A 23,746-nucleotide genomic window follows, 5' to 3' on the forward strand; every position below is an offset into this window, starting at 1 on the left:
TAGTTGAGAAGTACTCCCAATCACCTCGGCTGCGTCAATGGCGTTGTGATTTACTCACAATCCCTGTGCGTCCACTTGTGGATAACCTGTTCGCCCATCGCTACACCCCACGCCAATCAAGCCCTTCCAGCCTTCGATCAAAAAACGATCAGTCTAACTCACGGTTTTTATTGGCTTTTCCCGTTACCTCTGGGCATATGAGTGTCCACAATTGCCCCCAATCTCTGTTGGTGCTTCTGTGGATAAGATGTTCGCTATCGTCTGCAAGCCAGGCAGATCGTGCCTTTCATGCAGTTGATCATTAAATGATCAATTCCGTTGGGCCATTGGAAAAATACCGGAAAAACCCGTGGTTAACCGCTGTCTCCGTGGTTTTCCACAGAAACGTCAATTTATCCCCGAACACTGTTGGCGCTTCTGTGGATAAGGTGTTTGCTTACCGCTACAGGCTAGTGAATACAAGGCTTTCAAACGTTTGATCAAAAAATAACCGATAATGCACGGGCGCGTTTGCTGTGCATAACAGGCGATTTTCCCGTGTTTTTATCCCAAGACGATCCCAGATGATCCTCACTTGTCCCCATTTGCTGTGGGTGGTCATGTGGATAACTTGTTTGCGAATGGCCGCAGGGCCCGGCGGCTATAGTCCAAATCGCGATAGATCAAATTTCATACAGTTCTAAGTGGCTGCCTTGACGCAGGTCGGTCACCTGTCTTCACTCATGGCACAAGGACACCGCTTCTTTATCCAGATCAGGTTCAGGGAGAACGCATGATGGATAGCCCGCTCCCCTGCATGCATCGGTTTTCCCCCACGGTGTGCGTTGCGCCGCTTCTTGGCGCATTACCTAGACGGACCCGTCGTCGCGCCGCCAATCAGCGCGCGCGGCTATAGCGCGCCGTTGTCCGACTGATTCCCCGCCACACCGCTGACTGCCGCTCGAACCCCTACGGGTCGGTGGCCAGGCGTTCGCACGCCTTCGATTTACAGGCAACCGCAGAGTTGCCCCATCTGCCTGAGAGGACTTGAACATGACACGGATCTCGACCCCCATCAGCCAAATCCAGGAGCACTACGACGTCGTGGTCATCGGTTCGGGCTACGGCGGTGGCATTGCGGCCTCGCGCCTGTCCCGGGCCGGGCGCAAGGTATGTTTGCTGGAGCGGGGCCGGGAGATACAGCCCGGCGAGTACCCCAACACCCTGCTCGCCGCCACCGAGGAGTTGCAGGTGCACGACCCGGACGGCCACATCGGCTCGCGCACCGGCCTGTTCGACTTGCACGTCAACGCCCAGCAGAACGTGGTGGTGGGCTGCGGCCTGGGCGGCACTTCGCTGATCAATGCCAACGTTTCGCTGGAGCCCGAGCCCGGGGTGTTCGAAGACCTGCGCTGGCCGCAAGCGGTGCGTGAACACCGCGACACGTTGCTCAAGGACGGTTATGCGCGGGCCCGGGAGATGCTTAAGCCCAACGCCTACCCGGACTCGTCGCCGAACCTGCCCAAGCTCGACGCCCACAAGCAGTCGGCCGACTACCTCAAGCAGGGGGCGCATTTCTACAAGCCGCCGATCAACGTCACGTTCGACAAGCTGGCCAACAACCTCAACCACGTCGGGGTCGAGCAATTGCCGTGCAACGGCTGCGGCGATTGCGTCTCCGGCTGTAACAACAAGGCCAAGAACACCACCCTGATGAACTACCTGCCGGATGCCTGGAACCACGGCGCAGAGATTTTCTGCCAGACGGAGGTGCGGCACCTGGAGCGCGACGGCGATGGCTGGATCGTGCACTTCCAATACCTGGACAGTGGTCGTGAGTTGTTCTCGGCGCCGACTCTGTTTGTGCGTGCCGACATCGTGGTGGTGTCCGCCGGGACCTTGGGCTCGACTGAAATCATGCTGCGCTCGCGGGACAAGGGCCTGTCGATGTCCAGTCAGCTGGGCGAGAACATGAGCGGCAACGGCGACATCCTCGGGTTCGGTCACAACTGCGACCAGACCATCAACGGCATCGGCTTCGGCGCTCATTCGGCCAAGGAGCTGGAGCCGGTGGGGCCATGCATCACGTCAATCATCGACATGCGCACCGAAGGCGACTGGCGCAGCCGCATGGTCATCGAAGAGGGCTCGATCCCCGGTGCGCTCGGCCGGGCCATGGTGCCGAGCATGGCGGCATTCGCCGGCATGATCGGTGTGCCCACCGACACCGGTTTCGGTGCCAGCCTCAAGTACAAGGGGCGCGAGGCCGAGAGCTTCCTGCGCGGGCCTTACTACGGCGCGCTGCATAACATGCAGACGTACCTGATCATGAGCCATGACAACGGCAAGGGGCGCATGGTGCTCGACCGCCAGGACCAGTTGCGCATCGACTGGCCCGGTGTCGGCGAGCAGGAGAACGTCACCCTCGGCAACGAGCGCCTGCACCAGAGCACCAAGGCCCTGGGCGGGATCTGGGTCGAGAACCCGATCTGGACCAAGTTGCTCAGGCACAGCATCGTGTCGGTCCATCCCCTGGGCGGTTGCGTGATGGGCGAAGACGCGACGCAAGGCGTGGTCAACCACAAGGGCCAGGTGTTCAGCGGCGCCAGCGGCACGGATGTCTACCCCGGGTTGTACGTGGCCGACGGGGCGGTGATCCCGACCTCCCTGGCGGTCAATCCGCTGCTGACCATTTCGGCGGTGAGCGAGCGCAACATGGGCCTGCTGGCAGCGGATCGGGGGTGGACCATCGACTACACGCTGCCGTCGGCCCCGAGCAAACCGGTGGCGGCGCCGACCCTGGGTGTGCAATTCACCGAGACCATGAAGGGCTATTTTTCCACCGCCTTCGCCCAGGCCCAGGGCACCGACCTGACGCTCTACGAAGCGGCGGCCAAGCGCGGCAAGGCCGATAACTCGCCCATCGAATTCACCCTGACCATTACCGCCGACGACCTCAATCGCCTGATCAAGGAGCCTGAACACGCCGCGACGCTGGTGGGCACGCTGGATGCGCCGATGCTCTCGCCCAAGCCGCTGGTCGCCAGCAATGGGGTGTTCAACCTGTTCGAGGTGTATCAGCAACAGGTTGGCGTGCGGCACATGAACTACGACATGAAGCTAACCGCCGAGGACGGCACCGATTACTACTTCAGCGCGTTCAAGACCGTGCCCGAGGACAATGGCGTGCTGAACATCTGGCACGACACCAGCACGCTGTACGTCACCTTGTATCGTGGACCGGACAAGACCGGCGCGGTGCTCGGCTCGGGGGTGATGCACATCCTGCCGACCGATTTCGCCAAGCAGATGACCACCATGAAGGTGCTCAACGCCCGCAATGAACGTGAGCGTGTCGAGGCCTTGGCGCGGTTCGGCAAGTTCTTCGCCGGGATCCTGTGGGAGAGCTACGGTGGGGTATTTGCCGGCGATGTCTACTTCAACCCGGACGCGCCGCCGCGTATCAAGCGGCCGCTGGATGCACCGGCGCCGACCGTGCATTTCTTCCAGACCGAGGACAATGTCGAGCTGCGCCTGACCCGTTACCAGGCCGGCACGAAGGGCCCGGTCATGCTGGTGCACGGCCTGGGCGTGGGGTCGAACATCTTTTCCACCGACACCATCCACACCAACCTGCTGGAGTACCTGTGCAAGCACGAATATGACGTCTGGCTACTGGACCTGCGGGTGAGCATCCTGCTGCCGGCCAGCAAGCGCGAATGGAACGGCGACCAGGTGGCCCAGTATGATTTCAAGGCGGCCATCGAGCAGATCCAGCAGGCGACCCTGGCCCGTGACGTGCAGTGCGTGGTGCATTGCTACGGTGCGACGACGTTCTTCATGTCGCTGCTGGCGGGCCTGCAAGGGGTGCGCTCGGTGGTCTGCTCGCAGATCGCCGCCGACACGGTGGTCGCCACGGCCACCGGGCTGAAGGCCGGCCTGCACTTGCCGGGCATGCTCGACGCCATCGGCATCAAGTCCCTGACGGCCTACGCTGACAACAAGGAGAATTGGTTCAACAAGCTCTACGACAAGGCCCTCAACGGCTATGCGCGGATCGAGGCCCAAGGCTATTGCACCAATCCGGTCTGCCACCGCATCACCTTCATGTACGCATCGCTGTATCGCCACGACACCCTCAACGAGACCCTGCACGACAACCTGCATGAACTGTTCGGTGAGTCGAACATGCACACCTTCGAGCACCTGGCGCTGATCGTTCGCAAGGGCCACCTGGTGGACTTCAAGGGCAATGACGTCTACATGCCGCATTTCGATCGGCTGAAGTTGCCGATCTGCTTCATCAGCGGCGCCGACAACCAGTGCTACCTGCCGCAAAGCACCCTCAAGACCTACCAGCGTCTGTGCGACCTGCACGGCCCACAACTGTTCAGTCGCCACGAGGTGCCGGGCTACGGGCATATCGACTGCATGTTCGGCAAGGATGCGGTGGTGGATGTGTATCCAATCATCCTCGAACACCTGGAGAAGACTGCGTTGGGTTGACGTCGGATCGAGTCGACTTCTTCGCGAGCAAGCCCGCTCCCACAGGGGTACGCGATCTCCTGTGGGAGCGGGCTTGCTCGCGAAAGCGCACTGAAGAGCGCTGCATTTAGTGATTACGCTCAAGGAAAAAGGATGCCCATGAACACTTACATCCGCTGGTTCCAACGCATCATCTGGGTCGGGATCGTCATGAACATGTGCTTCGCCATCCCGGCGCTGTTTGCGCCGGCGTTGCTGACGTCCATGCTTGGCCTGCCGCCCGTGTTGTCCGATCCCTGGCTGGAGAACGCCGGCATGTTGCTGGTGGGTATCAGCCTGTTCTACATGCCGTCGGGGTTCGCCGCGCCGCGCTTCGTGGTGAATTCCTGGCTGTGCGTGCTCTCGCGCCTGGTGGCAGTGGTGTTCTGGATCTACCTGATCAACACCAACGCCCAGGGGCCACTGTTCGTACCGATGCTGATGGGCGACCTGAGCATGTTCCTGATCCTGGGCGGGCTGCTGTACCTGGGCAGCCCGGTGGCCAATCGTCCGTTGGCGTTGCTCTGTGACGGTTGGCGGGCGTGGCGCGAAGGCTGGGCGCGACGCTGGCACAGGCCCGGCTTCAAGACCGGTGCGTTGGTGGTGGTGCTGGTGCTGGGGTTCATCGGTTACCAGACCTGGTACCAGATGATCCGCGAGGTGCCGCAGCCGGACTTCGCCTCCGACGAGGATCACTACAAGTACGCTGCCATCGGCCTGGGCATCGAGGCGCGGATCCCGTACTACCTGTTCGCCGTGCTGCCGCAGATGTGCCCGGAAAAACTGCCCAAGCCTGGCGGCTACGAAGTGTTCGGTTTCCTGTACGAGAACGGCAACGACCTGCCCATCGGCATGGCCAAGCGACAACTGGGCTACCCCACCGTGGAGCCCAACTGCGCCCTGTGCCACACCGGCTCCTACCGGGCCAGTGCCTCTGACGTCGCGGTGCCGGTTGCCGCCGCGCCAGCCAATACCCTGCAACTGCAAGCCTTCCAGTGGTTCGCCTACGATTGCGCCAGCGACCCGAAATTCACCCCGGATGCGGTCATGGCCGCGATCAACGGCAAGTTCCAGTTGGGCTTCTTCGAGAAGCTGTACAACCGCTACCTGATCATCCCGATGGCCAAGAGCGCGCTGCTCAAGCAGAAACAGGCCTATGCCTGGCAGAAACTGCGTCCCGCCCAGGGGCCGGGGCGCACCGACACCTTCAACCCGACCAAGATGGTGGTGTTCGGCTTCCCGGATGACTCCACCATCGGCACCGTGGACCTGCCCCAGGTCTGGAACCAGAAACCCCGCGAGTCGATGTACCTGCATTGGGACGGCAATAACAACAAGATCCATGAGCGCAACTACGCCGCGGCGATGGCGGTGGGGGCGACGCCTGAATCGGTGCTGCCGCCCAGTTTCAACCGCGTGACCAACTGGCTGCTGGGCCACAAGGCGCCGGCCTGGCCGTTCGCCCTGGACTCGGCGAAAGTCGCCCAGGGCCAGCCGATCTGGGAGAAGAACTGCGCCGGTTGTCATGATTTCGGCCGCACCGACACGGGCCAGGTCACCACTAACATCGACCAGTTGGGCACCGACCCTCATCGTCTGAATTCCTTCACCACGGGCCTGGTGACGGCGTTCCACGGCTTCAAGAAACCACCGTTCGACTTCAACGCCTACCGCAAGACCCAGAGCTACAGCAACACACCGACCGACGGCATCTGGATGCGCGCGCCGTACCTGCACAACGGCTCGGTGCCGACCTTGTGGGACCTGCTGCTGCCGCCGGAGCAGCGCTCGCAGGTGTTCTACATCGGCTCCGACATCTACGACCCGCAGAAGGTCGGCTTCGTCACCAGCGGCGCGCAGATGAAAGCGTCGGCGGACTTCAAGTACGACACCCGCCTGGAAGGCAACCACAACGGCGGCCACCTGTACGGCACGCAGCTGTCGGACGTCGATAAGCGGGCCCTGATCGAGTTCATGAAGACCCTGTAGCCCAGGGCATTGCGAAGGAGCGTCCACATGTCATTACTGCATCATTGGGAACATGAGTTCGACAAGGTCAAGGTCCGCCTGCACGGGTTGGTCACGCGGCTGGAAATGTCCTGGAAGAAACTGGTCAACGACCTGGAGCCCGAGGAGTTCCAGGCCATCGTCAAGCTGTTGCAGCGCGGCCACGACCAGGCACGACACGTGATCGAGCACGGCGACCTGCCGGACGACGAGCCGGCCGTGCCGTGGGAGCTGTCCCACGGCCTGTCGATCCTGAAGCTCGGCAACGCCGAGCCCTTGCCGCAGAGCGAGGACGAATTGCCGACCCGGGTACTCAAGGACGGCACCTTGCTGGGTTGTCGCAAATGGGAACTGCTGGACCTGTTATGGAGCGAGGCGCTGCTCAAGTGGATCGAGAACCTGCGCCATCACGCACCGTTCGCCACCACCCCGGCGCTGGTGAAGATGGACCGCGACGTGGTGTTGGCGATCGCCGGAGACTGGGGCACCGGGCCGTTCGACAGCCACGCGCCGGCGGTCGCGGTCGCCAACCAGATGCAACTGGCCCAGGCCGATTTCACCATCCACCTGGGGGATGTGTACTACGCCGGCACCCATTCCCAGGAAGACGTCGACATGGTCGGCTGGCCCCAGGGCAAGCACGGTTCGTTCACCCTCAACTCCAACCATGAGATGTACAGCGGCGCCCACGGTTACTTCAAGGAGCTGGCCAAGCGTTTCCCGGTGCAGCAGGGCACCAGTTATTTCGCCTTGTACAACGACGATTGGCTGGTGGTCGGCCTCGACAGCGCCTACGCCTCGGACGCCATGAACCTGTACATGGACGGCACCCTCAACGCCCAGCAGATCGACTGGATGAAGGGCCTGCCCAAACGCAAGAAGTTGATGGTGCTCAGTCACCACCAGGGCTTTGATATTTCCGGGCACCACAAGACCGCGCTGTACCAGCCGGTGTGCGACGCCTTGGGCCGTGAGCCGGATTATTGGTACTGGGGGCATTTGCACAACGGCATTTGCTACGCCACCCAGGGCGGCTTGCATGCGCGATGCGCCGGGCATGGGGCGATTCCCTATGGCACCACCAGCGAGTTGAACGGGCATGCCCGGGTGCTGTGGTCGGAGACGCAACTGGCGGGGGATGAGGCGTATCCGGAGCGGGTGTTGAACGGGTATGTGAAGGTGCAGTTGAGCGGGGAGGCGATTGTCGAGACGTTCTATGGGGAGGATGGGTCGGTGCGCTGGTCTTCGAAGTAATCAGGTGAATGTCAGGCCGCTATCGCGAGCAAGCTCGCTCCCACAGGTTTTGTGAACGACACAGAACCCCTGTGGGAGCGAGCTTGCTCGCGATGCTTCTGACTTAGCCCTGGACCGGCACGCCCTTGAGGTACGGCGCCGGCTCGGCTCCCAGGTTGTTGAGCATGCGCTCGCTGTACCAGTCGACGAAGTTCACCACGCCGAACTCATAGGTCTTGGAGTACGGGCCAGGCTGGTAGGCGGTGGAGTTGATGCCGCGCTGGTTTTCCTCGGCCAGGCGACGGTCCTGGTCGTTGGTGGCGTCCCAGACTTCGCGCATGCGCGCCACGTCATAGTCCACGCCTTCGACGGCGTCCTTGTGCACCAGCCACTTGGTGGTGACCATGGTTTCCTGGGCGCTGATCGGCCACACGGTGAACACGATGATGTGGTCGCCCATGCAGTGGTTCCACGAATGCGGCAGGTGCAGGATGCGCATCGAGCCCAGGTCCGGGTTCTTGATGCGACCCATCAGCTTGGCGCAGCCTTGCTTGCCGTCCAGGGTCATCGACACGGTGCCCTTGAGCAGCGGCATGCGCACGATACGATTGCGCAGGCCAAAGCTGGCGTGGGCGTAAGGGATCTTCTCGGCTTCCCATGCGGCGGCGGACGCGGCCACGTGGTCCTTGAACGCCTGGTCGGCCCGCGGGTCGGTGACATCGTCCCATTCCAGCAGGGTCTTGAGCAGTTCCGGGTGCGAACCGCCGCAGTGGTAGCACTCGCGGTTGTTTTCCAGCACCAGCTTCCAGTTGGCCTTTTCCATCAAGGTGGTTTGCACCGCCACCTTGGTGTTTTCCATGTCGTACGGTTCCATGTAGTGGCTGAGCGTCGACAGGAAGTCATCGATGGCCGGTGGATTCTCCGCCAGGCTGATGAAGATGTAGCCGCCGGCGGTCTTCACGTTCACTGGCTTGAGGCCGTACTGCTTCATGTCGAAGTCGGCGCCCATCTCGGTGCCGGCGAACAGCAGGCGACCGTCCAGCTCGTAGGTCCACTGGTGATAATGGCAGACCAGCTTGGCCACCTTGCCTTTGTCGCTGGTGCACAGGCGTGAACCGCGGTGGCGGCAGACGTTGTGGAAGGCATGCACCACGCCGTCGGCGCCGCGAATCACGATGATCGGGTTCTTGCCGACCTGCAGGGTCAGGTAGTTGCCCTTGGTCGGGATCTCGCAGGTCATGCCGGCGATCAACCATTCCTTCTGGAAGATCTCCTGCATGTCGATGTCGAACAGGCGCTCGTCGCTGTAGAACGGCTGGGGCAACGAGAACGTGCGCTCGCGCTCCTGCAGCATCTGTGCGGTGGCCTTGCGTGCGGGTTCCAGCGGATCGCCCAGGCTCAGGGTTGTGGTCACGTCCATCGTTGTATCCTCATGGCCATCTGTGTGGCCGGCGAAATGACTAATCGGTTGTGCTACGCAAGGCAGAAAACGTTGTTTGTCTGTTGGGGCGAGTGTGGGGCCGCGCAGGGGGCGAACCTTATCCATGGGCGACATGGCCCAATCTGTTCCCGACGCGCAAGCCCCGGTGGTTGGGGGCTGGTCGCGATAAGTATGTCAATGTCGCGAATAGGTAAACGGCGGTGCCGGGGCCTGCGCACAATCGCCAACATGAAGGCCGGCAGTCGGCCGTGGAGATGAGCATGTCCAATAATTTCCTGAACCCGGTCACCACCCAGACCTGGGCCAATGGCCGACATATCGTGCGGTGCGTCAAAGTCATCCAGGAAACCTGGGATGTGCGTACGTTCTGTTTCATGGCCGACCAGCCGATCATGTTCTTTTTCAAGCCGGGGCAGTTCGTCACCCTGGAGCTGGAGATCGAAGGCCAGCCGGTCATGCGCTCCTACACCATCTCCAGTTCGCCGTCGGTGCCCTACAGTTTCTCGGTGACCATCAAGCGCGTGCCGGGCGGCAAGGTCTCGAACTGGCTGCATGACACCCTGCATGAGGGCCAGGAGCTGGCAGTGCACGGGCCGGTGGGGCTGTTCAATGCCATCGACTTCTCCGCCCCGAAAGTCCTCTACCTCAGCGGCGGCGTCGGCATTACCCCGGTGATGTCCATGGCGCGCTGGTACTACGACACCAATGCCAACGTCGACATGGTGTTCATCCACAGTGCCCGTTCGCCCAAGGACATCATCTACCACCGCGAGCTGGAGCACATGGCGTCGCGGATCGACAACTTCAGCCTGCACCTGATTTGTGAGAAGCATGGCCTGGGCGAGCCTTGGGCCGGTTATCGTGGCTACCTGAACCACAAGATGCTGGAGCTGATGGCGCCGGACTTCATGGAGCGCGAGGTGTTCTGCTGCGGCCCGACGCCGTACATGAACGCGGTCAAGCGCTTGCTGGAGAGTGCCGGCTTCGACATGAAGCGTTATCACGAGGAATCCTTCGGCGCCACGCCGCCGGAAGCCCGGGCCGACGCCGTGGAGCAAGCCGAGCAGGCCGCCGAAGCGCCCGAAGTCGATGCCGCGGACCTGCACCTGGTGGAGTTCACCTCCTCGGGCAAGAGCATTCGCGTGGCACCGGGCGAAACCGTCCATGCCGCCGCCGCCAAGCTCGGCATGATGATTCCCAAGGCCTGTGGCATGGGCATCTGCGGAACCTGCAAGGTGTTGAAGCTGGGTGGGGAAGTGGAGATGGACCACAACGGCGGCATCACCGAGGACGACGAAGCCGAAGGCTACATCCTGTCGTGCTGCAGCGTGCCGAAGGGGGATGTGCGGATCGAGTTCTGATCCGCATCTCTCAGGCAGAACGTGGTTCCTTGTGGCGAGGGGATTTATCCCCGCAGGGCTGCGAAGCAGCCCCCAAACAGCCGACTCGGTTAACCGGATACACTGCGTCCACAGGCTTTAGGGCTGCTTCGCAGCCCATCGGGGATAAATCCCCTCGCCACAGGGTAACCATGTCCCCGGGCCAAACAGTGGTCCGGCCCGGCCTTGGGTGAATCTTTACTTAGCCCGCCATCACTTCCCGGATGTCCGCCGCCAGTTCCCTTACCCGCGCCTCTTCGGTGTCCCACGAGCACATGAAGCGGGCGCCGCCCTTGCCGATGAACGTGTAGAACCGCCAGCCGCGGGCGGTGAGGGTGGTGATGGCGGCTTCCGAGAGTTGCAGGAACACGCCATTGGCCTGGACCGGGAACATCAGTTCCACGCCAGGAATGTCACTCACCAGTTGCGCCAGGAGCTGGGCGCAGTGGTTGGCGTGGCGGGCGTGCTTGAGCCAGGCGTCGTCCTGCAGCAGGCCGACCCAGGGCGCGGAGAGAAAGCGCATCTTCGAGGCCAGTTGTCCCGCCTGCTTGCAGCGGTAGTCGAAGTCTTCGGCCAGATCGTGATTGAAGAACAGGATCGCCTCGCCCACCGCCATGCCGTTTTTCGTCCCGCCGAAGCACAGCACGTCCACGCCGGCTTTCCAGGTCAGGTCGGCCGGGGAGCAGCCGAGGAAAGCGCAGGCGTTGGAAAAGCGCGCGCCGTCCATGTGCAGGTTCAGCCCCAATTCCTTGCAGGTGATGCTGATGGCGCGGATTTCTTCCGGGGTATAGACGCTGCCGACTTCCGTGGCCTGGGTCAGGGTCACGACGCGCGGTTTGGGATAATGGATGTCCTGGCGCTTGAGGGCGATCTCGCGGATCGAGTCGGGGGTCAGCTTGCCGTTTTCGGTGCGGGCCACCAGCAGTTTGGAACCGTTGGAGAAGAACTCCGGCGCCCCGCACTCGTCGGTTTCGACGTGGGCAGTTTCCGAGCAGATCACGCTGTGGTAACTCTGGCACAGCGAGGACAGTGCCAGGGAGTTGGCCGCGGTGCCGTTGAACGCGAAGAACACTTCGCAGTCGGTTTCAAACAAGGCGCGGAAATCATCGGCGGCCCGGTGGGTCCACTCATCGTCGCCGTAGGCGCGTTGGTGGCCCTGGTTGGCTTCTTCCATGGCGGCCCAGGCTTCGGGGCAAATACCGGAATAGTTGTCGCTGGCAAACTGTTGACTCTTGTCGGTCATGGCCTTGCTCCTGAGGTAGAGAGTCCTGGATAAAGAGTTCCCTGAGTGGACGTCCCGGGTGGGGGCGTTCCGGGGTCGGCGCGCTTGGGTCCACGACGCCGTGTTCGATGTTGGTGCGCACTTTACCCAAGATTAGCGGGGGAACACACCGGATGTTTCTGTCAGGAAATCACAATGTCATTGCGTCGCCTTGCCCATGAGCCGACGTGACGGGGCGCTGGATCTGCTCAAGTGGCTGGCTCTGTTGGCGATGGTGCTCGATCATCTGCGATATGTCGGTTTCTCCGCCGATTGGCTGTACGTACCGGGGCGCCTGGCATTTCCCTGGTTCTGTCTGGCGATGGCGGCAAACCTGGCGCGCATCGGCGCCAGCGCCCTGCCGTGGCGTTACCTGGGCTGGTTGCTGTTGTTCGGCGCGGTGAGTGAAGTGCCTTATCGGCTGTTCTTTCCTGAGGGGGCGACGCTCAATGTGCTGCCGACCCTGACCCTGGGCTTGCTGGTGGCGCGCAGTTGGCAGACGCCGACCCTGGAGGCGCGCGGCCTGGCGGTGGGGGCGCTGTTGTTGTCGGCGTGGTTCTCTGCGCAACTGATGTTCGGCTTCTTCGGCGTGTTGCTGCCACTGGCGTTGCTGCTGGTGATTCGCCGGCCCTGGTACTTCGCCGTGTTGCCGGGGGTGGTGTGCGTGGCGGCCAATCAGTGGCGGGCGCTTTACGGCGCGGCGTGGCTGGGCAATGCCGTGGCGCTGTGGGGGTTGGTGGCTTGCCTGCTGGCGCCAGTGCTTGGGCTGTTGCTGTTGCGACAGGCTGGTCGTATTCATCCGCCGGCGATGCGGCGTTGGGCTTATGCACTTTATCCAGCGCATTTTCTGGTTCTGCTCGTGGTTCGGCAGGTCATTACCCAAGCAATGAGATGAAGGCCTGTGGCGAGGGGATTTATCCCCGTTGAGCTGCGAAGCAGCTCCCTGAATCAGTCAATCCGGTCATTCTGATACACCGTACCCGCAGGCTTGGGGGCCGCTTCGCGCCCCAGCGGGGATAAATCCCCTCGCCACAGTGATCGCGTCATACGCCATGTCGTAAACGCGCCTTTGTGTGGCGTCCATAGGCATTTGACCTGTCTGCGCCAGCCATACCATCGCTTCCAAAGGGCACGACCAAAGGGTCCGTGCCTCACCGAGACGAAAAGGCGCACCGCCGCCGCTGGGAGAGACGCGATGTTCAGCAAGCAAGACCAAATCCAAGGCTATGACGATGCACTGCTGGCGGCGATGAATGCCGAAGAGCAACGCCAGGAAGATCACATCGAGCTGATCGCGTCGGAAAACTACACCAGCAAGCGTGTGATGCAGGCCCAGGGCAGTGGCCTGACCAACAAATACGCCGAAGGCTATCCAGGCAAGCGCTACTACGGTGGCTGCGAGCACGTCGACAAGGTCGAAGCCCTGGCCATCGAGCGCGCCAAGCAACTGTTCGGTGCCGACTACGCCAACGTCCAGCCGCACTCCGGTTCTTCGGCCAACAGCGCCGTGTACCTGGCCCTGCTGCAAGCCGGCGACACCATCCTGGGCATGAGCCTGGCCCACGGTGGTCACCTGACCCACGGCGCCAAGGTGTCGTCCTCGGGCAAGCTCTATAACGCGGTGCAGTACGGCATCGACACCACCACCGGCCTGATCGACTACGACGAAGTCGAGCGCCTGGCGGTCGAGCACAAGCCGAAAATGATCGTTGCCGGTTTCTCGGCCTACTCCAAGACCCTCGACTTCCCGCGTTTCCGCCAGATCGCCGACAAGGTCGGTGCGCTGCTGTTCGTCGACATGGCCCACGTGGCGGGCCTGGTCGCCGCCGGCCTGTACCCGAACCCGCTGCCTTATGCCGACGTGGTCACCACCACCACCCACAAGACCCTGCGCGGTCCACGTGGCGGCCTGATCCTGGCCAAGTCCAACGAAGAGATCGAGAAGAAGCTCAACGCCGCGGTATTCCCCGGCGCCCAGGGCGGTCCGCTGATGCACGTGATCGCCGGTAAGGCCGTGTGCTTCAAGGAAGCGCTGGAGCCCGGCTTCAAGGCCTACCAGCAGCAAGTGATCGAGAATGCCCAGGCCATGGCTGGCGTGTTCATCAAGCGCGGCTACGATGTAGTGTCCGGCGGCACCGATAACCACCTGTTCCTGGTCAGCCTGATCCGTCAGGGCCTGACCGGCAAGGACGCCGATGCCGCCCTGGGCCGCGCCCACATCACCGTCAACAAGAACGCCGTGCCGAACGACCCGCAGTCGCCATTCGTGACCTCGGGCCTGCGCATCGGTACTCCGGCGGTGACCACTCGCGGTTTCAAGGTTTCCCAGTGCGTGACGCTGGCCGGCTGGATCTGCGACATCCTCGACAACCTCGGCGACGCCGATGTCGAAGCCAACGTCGCCCAGCAAGTGTCGGCCCTGTGCGCGGACTTCCCGGTTTATCGCTGAGTCGGTTTTGGAGTAATGACTATGCAACGCTATTCGGGCTTCGGCCTCTTCAAACACTCTCTCAGCCATCACGAAAACTGGCAGCGGATGTGGCGCACGCCGACCCCGAAGAAAGTCTACGACGTGGTGATCGTCGGCGGTGGCGGGCATGGCCTGGCGACCGCCTACTACCTGGCCAAGGAACACGGCATCACCAACGTGGCCGTGGTCGAGAAGGGTTGGCTGGGCGGCGGTAACACCGCGCGCAACACCACCATCGTGCGCTCCAACTACCTGTGGGACGAATCGGCCCACCTGTACGAGCACGCCATGAAGCTCTGGGAAGGCCTGTCCCAAGACCTGAACTACAACGTCATGTTCTCCCAGCGCGGTGTGTACAACCTGTGCCACACCCTGCAGGACATCCGTGATTCCGAGCGCCGGGTCAACGCCAACCGCCTCAACGGCGTGGACGGCGAACTGCTCAACGCCAAGCAAGTGGCCGACGAGATCCCGTACCTGGACTGTTCGAAGAACACCCGTTACCCGGTGCTGGGCGCCACTGTCCAGCGTCGCGGCGGCGTGGCCCGTCACGATGCCGTGGCCTGGGGCTTTGCCCGTGCCGCCGACGCCTTGGGCGTGGACCTGATCCAGCAGACCGAAGTGATCGGTTTCCGGAAGGAAAACGGCGTGTGCATCGGTGTGGAAACCAACAAGGGCTTCATCGGCGCCAAACGCGTCGGCGTGGTGACCGCCGGTAACTCCGGGCACATGGCCAAGCTGGCCGGTTTCCGCCTGCCGGTCGAATCCCATCCGCTGCAAGCGCTGGTGTCCGAGCCGATCAAGCCGATCATCGACAGCGTGATCATGTCCAACGCCGTGCACGGCTACATCAGCCAGTCCGACAAGGGCGACCTGGTGATCGGTGCCGGTATCGACGGCTGGGTCGGCTACGGCCAGCGCGGTTCGTACCCGGTGATCGAACACACCATCCAGGCCATCGTCGAGATGTTCCCGGTGCTCTCGCGGGTGCGCATGAACCGCCAGTGGGGCGGCATCGTCGACACCACGCCGGACGCCTGCCCGATCATCTCCAAGACCCCGGTGCCGAACATGTTCTTCAACTGCGGTTGGGGCACCGGCGGCTTCAAGGCCACCCCGGGCTCGGGCAACGTGTTTGCCGCCAGCCTGGCCAAGGGTGAGATGCACCCACTGGCCGCGCCGTTTTCCATCGACCGTTTCCACAACGGCGCATTGATCGACGAACACGGCGCTGCTGCCGTCGCCCACTAACAGGAAGGAGAAATCCCTATGTTGCACATCTTCTGTCCTCACTGCGGCGAACTGCGCTCCGAAGAGGAATTCCATTCGTCCGGCCAGGCGCACATCCCCCGTCCACTGGACCCGAATGCCTGCACCGACGAGCAGTGGGGCGACTACATGTTCTTCCGCGACAACCCGCGCGGCCTGCACCATGAGTTGTGGATCCACGCGGCCGGTTGCCGCCAGTACTTCAACGCGACCCGTGACACGGTGAGCTACGAAATCCTGGAAACCTACAAGATCGGCCAAAAGCCGCAATTCACCGACAAGGCTGACAGTCCGAAAGCGGCCGCACAGGCTCTGGGAGAGAAGGTATGAGCCAGATCAATCGCCTGTCCAACGGCGGACGGATCGACCGCAATAAAGTGCTGAGCTTCACCTTCAACGGCCAGACCTACAAAGGCTTCGAAGGCGACACCCTGGCCGCCGCATTGCTGGCCAACGGTGTCGATATCATTGGCCGCAGCTTCAAGTATTCCCGTCCGCGCGGCATCTTCGCCGCCGGTGCGGAAGAGCCAAACGCCGTGTTGCAGATCGGTGCCACCGAAGCCACCCAGATCCCTAACGTGCGGGCCACGCAACAGGCGCTGTACCAGGGCCTGGTCGCCACCAGCACCAACGGCTGGCCGAACGTGAACAACGACATGATGGGCATCCTCGGCAAGGTCGGCGGCAAGCTGATGCCGCCGGGCTTCTACTACAAGACCTTCATGTATCCACAGTCGTTCTGGATGACGTACGAGAAGTACATCCGCAAGGCCGCGGGCTTGGGTCGCTCGCCGACCGAGAACGATCCGGACACCTACGACTACATGAACCGTCACTGCGACGTGCTGGTGGTCGGTGCCGGTCCTGCCGGCCTGGCTGCCGCGCTGGCAGCGGCCCGCAGCGGTGCGCGAGTGATCCTGGCAGACGAGCAGGAAGAGTTCGGCGGCAGCCTGCTCGACTCCCGCGAGAGCCTGGACGGCAAGCCGGCCACCGAATGGGTGGCGGCGGTGATCGCCGAGCTGCGTTCGATGCCGGAAGTCGTGCTGTTGCCGCGCGCCACCGTCAACGGCTACCACGACCATAACTTCCTGACCATCCACGAGCGCCTCACCGACCACCTCGGTGACCGTGCGCCGATCGGCCAGGTGCGCCAGCGCATCAACCGTGTCCGCGCCAAGCGCGTGGTGTTGGCCACCGGCGCCTGCGAGCGGCCGCTGGTCTACGGCAACAACGACGTGCCGGGCAACATGCTGGCCGGCGCGGTTTCCACCTACGTGCGTCGCTACGGCGTGGCACCGGGCAAGAAACTGGTACTGAGCACCAACAACGACCACGCCTATCGCGTGGCGCTGGACTGGTTCGACGCCGGCCTGCAAGTGGTGGCCGTCGCCGATGCCCGTAGCAACCCACGGGGTGCGCTGGTGGAAGAGGCACGTGCCAAGGGCATCCGCATCCTCACCGGCAGCGCCGTGATCGAGGCCCGTGGCAGCAAGCGCGTGACCGGTGCCCGTGTCGCCGCGATCGACGTGCGTGCACAAAAAGTCACCAGCCCAGGCGAATGGCTGGACTGCGACCTGGTCGCCAGTTCCGGCGGCTACAGCCCGGTGGTCCACCTGGCTTCGCACCTGGGCGGCAAGCCGATCTGGCGTGAAGACATCCTCGGTTTCGTACCGGGCGAAGCACCGCAGAAGCGCGTGTGCGTCGGCGGCGTGAATGGCGTCTACGGCCTGGGCGATTCCCTGGCCGATGGTTTCGAAGGCGGCGTGCGTGCGGCCAGCGAAGCCGGCTTCAAGGCGGTAGAGGGCGTGTTGCCCAAAGCCTTGAGCCGCCACGAAGAGCCGACCCTGGCGCTGTTCCAGGTGCCTCACGAAAAAGCCACTGCACGGGCGCCGAAGCAATTCGTCGACCTGCAGAACGACGTCACTGCCGCCGCGATCGAACTCGCCACCCGCGAAGGCTTCGAGTCGGTCGAGCACGTCAAGCGCTACACCGCCCTGGGCTTCGGCACCGACCAAGGCAAGCTGGGCAACGTCAACGGCCTGGCCATCGCGGCGCGTTCGCTGAACGTGAGCATCCCGCAGATGGGCACCACGATGTTCCGTCCGAACTACACGCCGGTGACCTTCGGCGCGGTGGCCGGCCGGCATTGCGGGCACATCTTCGAACCGGTTCGCTTCACCGCGCTGCACGCCTGGCACGTGAAGAACGGTGCCGAATTCGAAGACGTCGGCCAATGGAAACGCCCTTGGTATTTCCCAAGGAACGGCGAAGACCTGCACGCTGCGGTCAAGCGCGAATGCAAGGCCGTGCGCGATAGCGTCGGCCTGCTGGACGCCTCGACCCTGGGCAAGATCGACATCCAGGGCCCGGATGCCCGCGAGTTCCTCAACCGCATCTATACCAACGCCTGGACCAAGCTCGACGTGGGCAAGGCGCGCTACGGCCTGATGTGCAAGGAAGACGGCATGGTCTTCGACGACGGGGTCACCGCCTGCGTCGCCGACAACCATTTCATCATGACCACCACCACCGGCGGTGCGGCCCGTGTGCTGCAATGGCTGGAGATCTACCAGCAGACCGAATGGCCGGACCTGAAGGTGTACTTCACCTCGGTCACCGACCACTGGGCGACCATGACCCTGTCGGGGCCCAACAGCCGCAAGCTGCTGAGCGAAGTCACCGACATCGACCTGGACCGTGACGGCTTCCCGTTCATGACCTGGAAGGAAGGCCTGGTGGGCGGCGTGCCGGCCCGGGTGTTCCGGATCTCGTTCACCGGTGAGCTGTCGTACGAAGTCAACGTGCAGGCCGACTACGCCATGGGCGTGCTCGAGAAGATTGTCGAGGCGGGCAAGAAGTACAACCTGACCCCGTACGGCACAGAAACCATGCACGTACTGCGGGCCGAGAAGGGCTTCATCATCGTCGGCCAGGACACCGACGGCTCGATGACCCCGGACGACCTGAACATGGGTTGGTGCGTGGGCCGTACCAAACCGTTCTCGTGGATCGGCTGGCGCGGCATGAACCGTGAAGATTGCGTGCGTGAGAACCGCAAGCAACTGGTGGGCCTCAAGCCGATCGACCCGAATGTCTGGCTGCCGGAAGGCGCGCAATTGGTCTTCAACCCCAAGCAGGCGATCCCGATGACCATGGTCGGTCACGTGACCTCCAGCTACGCGCACAACTCCCTGGGCTATTCGTTTGCCATGGGTGTGGTCAAGGGGGGCTTGAAGCGTATCGGTGAGCGGGTCTTCTCGCCGCAGGCCGATGGCAGCGTGATCGAGGCCGAGATCGTTTCCTCGGTGTTCTTCGATCCGAAGGGGGATCGGCAGAATATCTGATGACCGTCAGATTCTGTGGAGGCAGGGCTGCCGCATTCGCGAGCAAGCCCGCTCCCACAGGATCGAAGGGGTTGAAGAAATTTAGGCCAGGCATCAATCCAATGTGGGAGCGGGCTTGCTCGCGAAGACGGCAGCACAGTCACTACAAGGGTTGAGCCCAGCGCACTACTGAATTCAAGACAGGTGCTATATGACAGCAGCCAATGTTTACCAACAACGCCCGACCACCGGGGCCAAAGCCGAGTCGTCGCTGCACCATGCCGACCTCGCCAGCCTGGTGGGCAAGGGCCGCAAGAACGCCGGCGTGACCGTGCGCGAGAAAAAACTGCTCGGCCACCTGACGATTCGTGGCGACGGCCACGACGCGGCCTTCGCCGCGGGTGTGCACAAGGCCCTGGGCATCGAGTTGCCGGGCGCGCTGAGCATCATCGTCAAGGGCGAAACCAGTCTGCAATGGATGGGCCCGGATGAATGGTTGCTGGTCGTACCGACCGGTGAAGAGTTCGCCGCCGAGCAAAAACTGCGTGAAGCCCTGGGCGACCTGCACATCCAGATCGTCAACGTCAGCGGCGGCCAGCAGATCCTCGAACTGTCGGGCCCGAACGTGCGCGACGTGCTGATGAAATCCACCAGCTACGACGTCCACCCGAGCAATTTCCCGGTGGGCAAGGCCGTGGGCACGGTGTTCGCCAAGTCGCAACTGGTGATCCGCCACACCGGCGAAGACACCTGGGAGCTGCTGATCCGCCGCAGCTTCTCGGATTACTGGTGGCTGTGGTTGCAGGACGCTTCGGCTGAGTATGGCTTGAGTGTTCAGGCTTAACGCAGTGCTCGAATGCTTTTGTGGCGAGGGAGCTTGCTCCCGCTCGGCTGCGTAGCAGTCGTAAACCTGAGCCCGCGTTCCTGATAAGGACGCGGTTGCTGACATTGGGGTTGCTGCGCAACCCAGCGGGAGCAAGCTCCCTCGCCACAGGGTTTCTCTGTCGCACCGAAAATTTGAACAGGAGTCACCGCAATGAGCCGCGCCCCAGACACATGGATCTTGACTGCCGATTGCCCCAGCGTGCTCGGCACGGTGGACGCGGTGACCCGCTTTCTGTTCGAGCAGGGCTGCTACGTCACTGAACACCATTCCTTCGACGACCGTCTTTCGGCGCGGTTCTTCATTCGCGTGGAATTCCGCCAGCCCGAGGGCTTCGACGAACAGGGTTTCCGTGCCGGCCTGGCCGAACGTGCCCAAGCCTTTGGCATGGTCTTCGAGCTGACTGCGCCGAACTACCGGCCCAAAGTGGTGATCATGGTCTCCAAGGCCGATCACTGCCTCAACGACTTGCTCTACCGCCAGCGCATCGGCCAGTTGTCCATGGACGTGGTGGCCGTGGTGTCCAACCACCCGGACCTCAAGCCGCTGGCCGACTGGCACCAGATCCCCTACTACCATTTCCCCCTGGACCCGAACGACAAACCGGCCCAGGAGCGTCAGGTGTGGCAGGTGATCGAAGACACCGGCGCTGAACTGGTGATCCTCGCCCGCTACATGCAGGTGCTGTCGCCGGAGCTGTGCCGCAAGCTCGATGGCAAGGCGATCAACATCCATCATTCCCTGCTGCCGGGCTTCAAGGGCGCCAAGCCGTATCACCAGGCCTATAACAAGGGCGTGAAACTGGTGGGCGCGACGGCGCACTACATCAACAACGACCTGGACGAAGGCCCGATCATCGCCCAGGGCGTGGAGGTGGTGGATCACAGCCACTACCCCGAGGACCTGATCGCCAAGGGGCGGGATATCGAAGGGCTGACGTTGGCCCGGGCGGTGGGATATCACATTGAACGGCGGGTGTTCCTCAACGCCAACAGAACGGTCGTTCTCTAGTTTTCAAGGACTGCTTCGCAGTCCATTCGCGAGCAAGCCCGCTCCCACAGGATTTGTGTCGCATACAGATCTCGGACCCACCAGAAATTCAAATGTGGGAGCGGGCTTGCTCGCGAAGAGGCCCTTACAGACAACAAAGAAACAAGCACTAACCCGAGCAATCAACGCGCTGCCTGTCTAGGCAACGCAGTTTCATAAAAACAACAGCGAGGTGAAAGCATGTCCGGTAATCGTGGTGTCGTGTATCTCGGCCAAGGCAAGGTCGAAGTGCAGAAAATCGACTATCCCAAAATGCAGGACCCGCGCGGCAGGAAGATCGAGCACGGCGTCATCCTGCGCGTAGTCTCCACCAACATCTGCGGCTCCGACCAACACATGGTGCGTGGTCGTACCACCGCCCAGACCGGCCTGGTCCTGGGGCACGAGATCACCGGTGAAGTGATCGAGAAGGGCAGCGACGTCGAGAACCTGAAGATCGGTGACCTGGTGTCGGTGCCGTTCAACGTGGCCTGCGGCCGCTGCCGTTCCTGCAAAGAGCAACACACCGGCGTCTGCCTGACCGTCAACCCGGCGCGTGCCGGCGGTGCCTACGGTTACGTCGACATGGGCGACTGGACCGGCGGCCAGGCCGAATACGTGCTGGTGCCGTACGCTGATTTCAACCTGTTGAAACTGCCGGACCGCGACAAGGCCATGGAAAAAATCCGTGACCTGACCTGCCTCTCCGACATCCTGCCAACCGGCTACCACGGTGCCGTCACTGCCGGCGTCGGCCCAGGCAGCACCGTGTACATCGCTGGCGCCGGCCCGGTTGGCCTCGCGGCCGCTGCTTCGGCGCGCCTGCTGGGTGCGGCCGTGGTGATCATCGGTGACGTCAACTCCATCCGCCTGGCTCACGCCAAGGCGCAGGGCTTTGAAATCGTCGACCTGTCCACCGACACCCCACTGCACGAGCAAATCGCCGCATTGCTGGGCGAGCCAGAGGTTGATTGCGCCGTTGACTGCGTCGGCTTCGAAGCCCGCGGCCATGGCCACGACGGCGTCAAGCACGAAGCCCCGGCCACCGTACTCAACTCACTGATGCAAGTGACCCGCGTTGCCGGCAAGATCGGTATCCCCGGCCTGTACGTGACCGAAGACCCGGGCGCCGTCGATGCCGCCGCCAAGATCGGTGCCCTGAGCATCCGCTTCGGCCTGGGCTGGGCCAAATCCCACAGCTTCCACACCGGCCAGACCCCGGTCATGAAGTACAACCGCGCGCTGATGCAAGCGATCATGTGGGACCGCATCAACATTGCCGAAATCGTCGGTGTGCAGGTGATCAGCCTGGATGATGCGCCGCAGGGGTATGGCGAGTTCGATGCGGGTGTGCCGAAGAAGTTTGTGATTGATCCGCATAAGATGTTTAGTGCGGCTTGAAGCGCTTGGATTAGAGGGGAGGGCGACTTTAGTCGCCCTTTTATTTGGGTTGTAAATCATCGTTAAAAAGAGCAGGCACCGCCAAAGTAGTGCGACGTATGGACGGCCCTCACTGAAGAGGAAAGAGTGTCGTTAATTCTCTGGTAGAGAATAAATATTTTGTCTATTGTCTGCGTATTGAAACTACCTCTTCATAGAGTGGGGGTCTTGTTGGGTCTAGCGAGGCGTAGGCGGGTGGAGAATCCAATACTCCACGGATTTCGAAAGTAGGAGTGCCAGGGATTTCAAGATGACTGGGGCCTGTATGGGGAGCGTTAAGGATTTCATCGAAAGTTATTAAGTTCTGTTGGTGCATTGCCCGGTCTCTATTTACCTGTGTTATCAGGTTTTGGTAAAGGTCTATAAGCTCTGGCCGCACGTTTTTGTGTTTCGACATCATTGCCGCTAGGGCAGTAATTCTTTTCTCTTGTTCGATAAGGGTTTTGCTGCTTTGGATCAGAAAATTTTCCCCGTTAATAAGCTCTGGCGGAATTTCGATGTTGGAATTTTTGTATGGTTTTGTAGGGTATTTCATGAAATTTTCCAGTGGAACATTGGCTGGTACTTTTAATTTTATCCCATGAATACGTACCGTGTCGCTGGCTGTTCTAAGTCCCGCTAGGGCTAATAATGAATTTATGAAAGTATGTCCGTTAGGGTCTGCTCTATTTATAGGATCGCCTTGACAGTATGCATACGCATTTAGACCGCCCTTCCCAAATGGACTCATCGTGTCTGGGCTGTTAAATCGCATCAGCACCGGATTGAACGCACGATAACCATTGCCCAGTAAATAGTGCCCCGTCACCGGCTCCGGCCGTTCGCCGTTGAATCCGAGCAGGCTGAGTAGACCCTGTTTCAAGGCGCGGTGACCATATGGCATATAGGCGAGGATATGAGGCTGCGATGTGTCGAACGCGTGCAATACCGACCGCTGTTGATCAGTTGTGAGCAGCGTGGTTTTGACGGCATCATCCTGTTGCTGTTGTTGAGCCAGGACTAGATCGCCTTGCTGGAAAATCGAACGTCGCGCGGAACCTTGAATTTCAGTAGATAAGCGATCCTTCAGGTAGAACCGTTGGGAAACGACCAGGGCGGTTGGCGTACAGCCGACCAGTCGATCCAAAGGGTCGTAGCTGTAACGGCAGAGCAGGTTTTTACGCTTGAGCGGCATGATGGTACTCCTCAGGAAGATAATCTATTCCGGCGCCACTCTCGTCGCCTGCTTGCCCTTCGTACCCTGCTCGATTTCAAAAGAGACGGCCTGTCGCTCTTTCAGCGTCTTGTAACCCTCGCCGTCTATCGCTGAGTAATGAACGAACAGTTCTTCACCCCCTTTGCCGCAGGTAATGAAGCCATAGCCTTTTGCATCGTTAAACCATTTAACGGTTCCTTTGATTCGGTCGCTCATTTTTATTGTCCTATGCCCGAATGAATAAAGGCGCAGGGAGCTGAAGGCTCGTCCGCCTCGTTTCCGTTGACACAATGGGAGCTTAATTTCGGGCAGA

General features: G+C 61.7%; 15 protein-coding genes. 12 read left to right on the forward strand and 3 right to left on the reverse strand.

Annotated elements, in window-relative coordinates:
* The first annotated feature begins 1,032 nt into the window (after window positions 1-1,032).
* From VM99_03820 to VM99_03830, 3 genes are all read left to right on the forward strand, one after another.
* On the forward strand, window positions 1,033-4,485 hold the full coding sequence (locus VM99_03820) for a choline dehydrogenase (GenBank protein ID AKJ97217.1): 3,453 nt from the start codon (window positions 1,033-1,035) through the stop codon (window positions 4,483-4,485).
* A gap of 138 nt (window positions 4,486-4,623) precedes the next feature.
* Window positions 4,624-6,492 carry a hypothetical protein gene (locus tag VM99_03825; protein ID AKJ97218.1) on the forward strand — a complete coding sequence of 623 codons (1,869 nt, stop codon included), beginning with the start codon at window positions 4,624-4,626 and terminating at the stop codon, window positions 6,490-6,492.
* 27 nt (window positions 6,493-6,519) lie between these two features.
* Window positions 6,520-7,764, forward strand: a complete 1,245-nt coding sequence (locus tag VM99_03830) for a metallophosphoesterase (protein AKJ97219.1) — start codon at window positions 6,520-6,522, stop codon at window positions 7,762-7,764.
* 103 nt (window positions 7,765-7,867) lie between these two features.
* Here the strand turns inward: VM99_03830 and VM99_03835 are convergent, their stop codons facing one another.
* Entirely contained in the window at window positions 7,868-9,163 is a 1,296-nt protein-coding gene (locus tag VM99_03835; GenBank protein ID AKJ97220.1) for a Rieske (2Fe-2S) protein, read from the reverse strand.
* A 281-nt stretch (window positions 9,164-9,444) separates the two neighbouring features.
* Between VM99_03835 and VM99_03840 the strand changes: the two genes are divergently transcribed.
* Entirely contained in the window at window positions 9,445-10,545 is a 1,101-nt protein-coding gene (locus VM99_03840; GenBank protein AKK01692.1) for a ferredoxin, read from the forward strand.
* Between the two features lie 220 nt (window positions 10,546-10,765).
* Here VM99_03840 and VM99_03845 read toward each other — a convergent pair whose 3' ends face one another.
* Complete coding sequence (locus VM99_03845) at window positions 10,766-11,806, reverse strand: threonine aldolase (GenBank protein AKJ97221.1); 1,041 nt, start codon at window positions 11,804-11,806, stop codon at window positions 10,766-10,768.
* Window positions 11,807-12,002: 196 nt separating this feature from the next.
* On the opposite strand from VM99_03845, the gene VM99_03850 reads away from it, so the two are divergent.
* From VM99_03850 to VM99_03885, 8 genes are all read left to right on the forward strand, one after another.
* Window positions 12,003-12,719, forward strand: a complete 717-nt coding sequence (locus VM99_03850) for a conjugal transfer protein TraX (protein ID AKJ97222.1) — start codon at window positions 12,003-12,005, stop codon at window positions 12,717-12,719.
* Between the two features lie 300 nt (window positions 12,720-13,019).
* Window positions 13,020-14,273 carry a serine hydroxymethyltransferase gene (gene glyA / locus VM99_03855; GenBank protein ID AKJ97223.1) on the forward strand — a complete coding sequence of 418 codons (1,254 nt, stop codon included), beginning with the start codon at window positions 13,020-13,022 and terminating at the stop codon, window positions 14,271-14,273.
* Window positions 14,274-14,294: 21 nt separating this feature from the next.
* Window positions 14,295-15,545, forward strand: coding sequence for a sarcosine oxidase subunit beta (locus tag VM99_03860; protein AKJ97224.1), 1,251 nt, complete (start codon window positions 14,295-14,297; stop codon window positions 15,543-15,545).
* Between the two features lie 18 nt (window positions 15,546-15,563).
* On the forward strand, window positions 15,564-15,893 hold the full coding sequence (locus VM99_03865) for a sarcosine oxidase subunit delta (protein AKJ97225.1): 330 nt from the start codon (window positions 15,564-15,566) through the stop codon (window positions 15,891-15,893).
* A complete protein-coding gene (locus VM99_03870) occupies window positions 15,890-18,907 on the forward strand; it encodes a sarcosine oxidase subunit alpha (protein ID AKJ97226.1) in 3,018 nt (1,005 codons plus the stop codon). The genes VM99_03865 and VM99_03870 overlap by 4 nt, the downstream gene beginning before the upstream one ends.
* A 190-nt stretch (window positions 18,908-19,097) precedes the next feature.
* Window positions 19,098-19,730 (forward strand): sarcosine oxidase subunit gamma, encoded by a 633-nt coding sequence (locus tag VM99_03875; GenBank protein ID AKJ97227.1) that lies wholly within the window; start codon window positions 19,098-19,100, stop codon window positions 19,728-19,730.
* Between the two features lie 192 nt (window positions 19,731-19,922).
* A complete protein-coding gene (locus VM99_03880) occupies window positions 19,923-20,780 on the forward strand; it encodes a formyltetrahydrofolate deformylase (GenBank protein AKJ97228.1) in 858 nt (285 codons plus the stop codon).
* A 219-nt stretch (window positions 20,781-20,999) separates the two neighbouring features.
* Window positions 21,000-22,199, forward strand: coding sequence for an aldehyde dismutase (locus tag VM99_03885; protein AKJ97229.1), 1,200 nt, complete (start codon window positions 21,000-21,002; stop codon window positions 22,197-22,199).
* Between the two features lie 1,237 nt (window positions 22,200-23,436).
* Here VM99_03885 and VM99_03890 read toward each other — a convergent pair.
* Complete coding sequence (locus VM99_03890) at window positions 23,437-23,649, reverse strand: cold-shock protein (GenBank protein AKJ97230.1); 213 nt, start codon at window positions 23,647-23,649, stop codon at window positions 23,437-23,439.
* Between the last annotated feature and the right edge of the window lie 97 nt (window positions 23,650-23,746).

Origin of the sequence: Pseudomonas chlororaphis (assembly GCA_001023535.1) — a bacterium.
GTDB lineage: Bacteria > Pseudomonadota > Gammaproteobacteria > Pseudomonadales > Pseudomonadaceae > Aquipseudomonas > Aquipseudomonas chlororaphis_E.

Excerpts from the sequence above, each read along its gene's own strand:
- VM99_03845 (AKJ97221.1), bottom strand. The coding sequence starts at position 11,806 with ATGACCGACAAGAGTCAACAGTTTGCCAGCGACAACTATTCCGGTATT.
- VM99_03890 (AKJ97230.1), bottom strand. The coding sequence starts at position 23,649 with ATGAGCGACCGAATCAAAGGAACCGTTAAATGGTTTAACGATGCAAAA.
- VM99_03865 (AKJ97225.1), top strand. The coding sequence starts at position 15,564 with ATGTTGCACATCTTCTGTCCTCACTGCGGCGAACTGCGCTCCGAAGAG.
- VM99_03870 (AKJ97226.1), top strand. The coding sequence starts at position 15,890 with ATGAGCCAGATCAATCGCCTGTCCAACGGCGGACGGATCGACCGCAAT.
- VM99_03840 (AKK01692.1), top strand. The coding sequence starts at position 9,445 with ATGTCCAATAATTTCCTGAACCCGGTCACCACCCAGACCTGGGCCAAT.
- glyA (AKJ97223.1), top strand. The coding sequence starts at position 13,020 with ATGTTCAGCAAGCAAGACCAAATCCAAGGCTATGACGATGCACTGCTG.
- VM99_03860 (AKJ97224.1), top strand. The coding sequence starts at position 14,295 with ATGCAACGCTATTCGGGCTTCGGCCTCTTCAAACACTCTCTCAGCCAT.
- VM99_03875 (AKJ97227.1), top strand. The coding sequence starts at position 19,098 with ATGACAGCAGCCAATGTTTACCAACAACGCCCGACCACCGGGGCCAAA.
- VM99_03885 (AKJ97229.1), top strand. The coding sequence starts at position 21,000 with ATGTCCGGTAATCGTGGTGTCGTGTATCTCGGCCAAGGCAAGGTCGAA.
- VM99_03830 (AKJ97219.1), top strand. The coding sequence starts at position 6,520 with ATGTCATTACTGCATCATTGGGAACATGAGTTCGACAAGGTCAAGGTC.
- VM99_03820 (AKJ97217.1), top strand. The coding sequence starts at position 1,033 with ATGACACGGATCTCGACCCCCATCAGCCAAATCCAGGAGCACTACGAC.
- VM99_03825 (AKJ97218.1), top strand. The coding sequence starts at position 4,624 with ATGAACACTTACATCCGCTGGTTCCAACGCATCATCTGGGTCGGGATC.
- VM99_03880 (AKJ97228.1), top strand. The coding sequence starts at position 19,923 with ATGAGCCGCGCCCCAGACACATGGATCTTGACTGCCGATTGCCCCAGC.
- VM99_03850 (AKJ97222.1), top strand. The coding sequence starts at position 12,003 with ATGAGCCGACGTGACGGGGCGCTGGATCTGCTCAAGTGGCTGGCTCTG.
- VM99_03835 (AKJ97220.1), bottom strand. The coding sequence starts at position 9,163 with ATGGACGTGACCACAACCCTGAGCCTGGGCGATCCGCTGGAACCCGCA.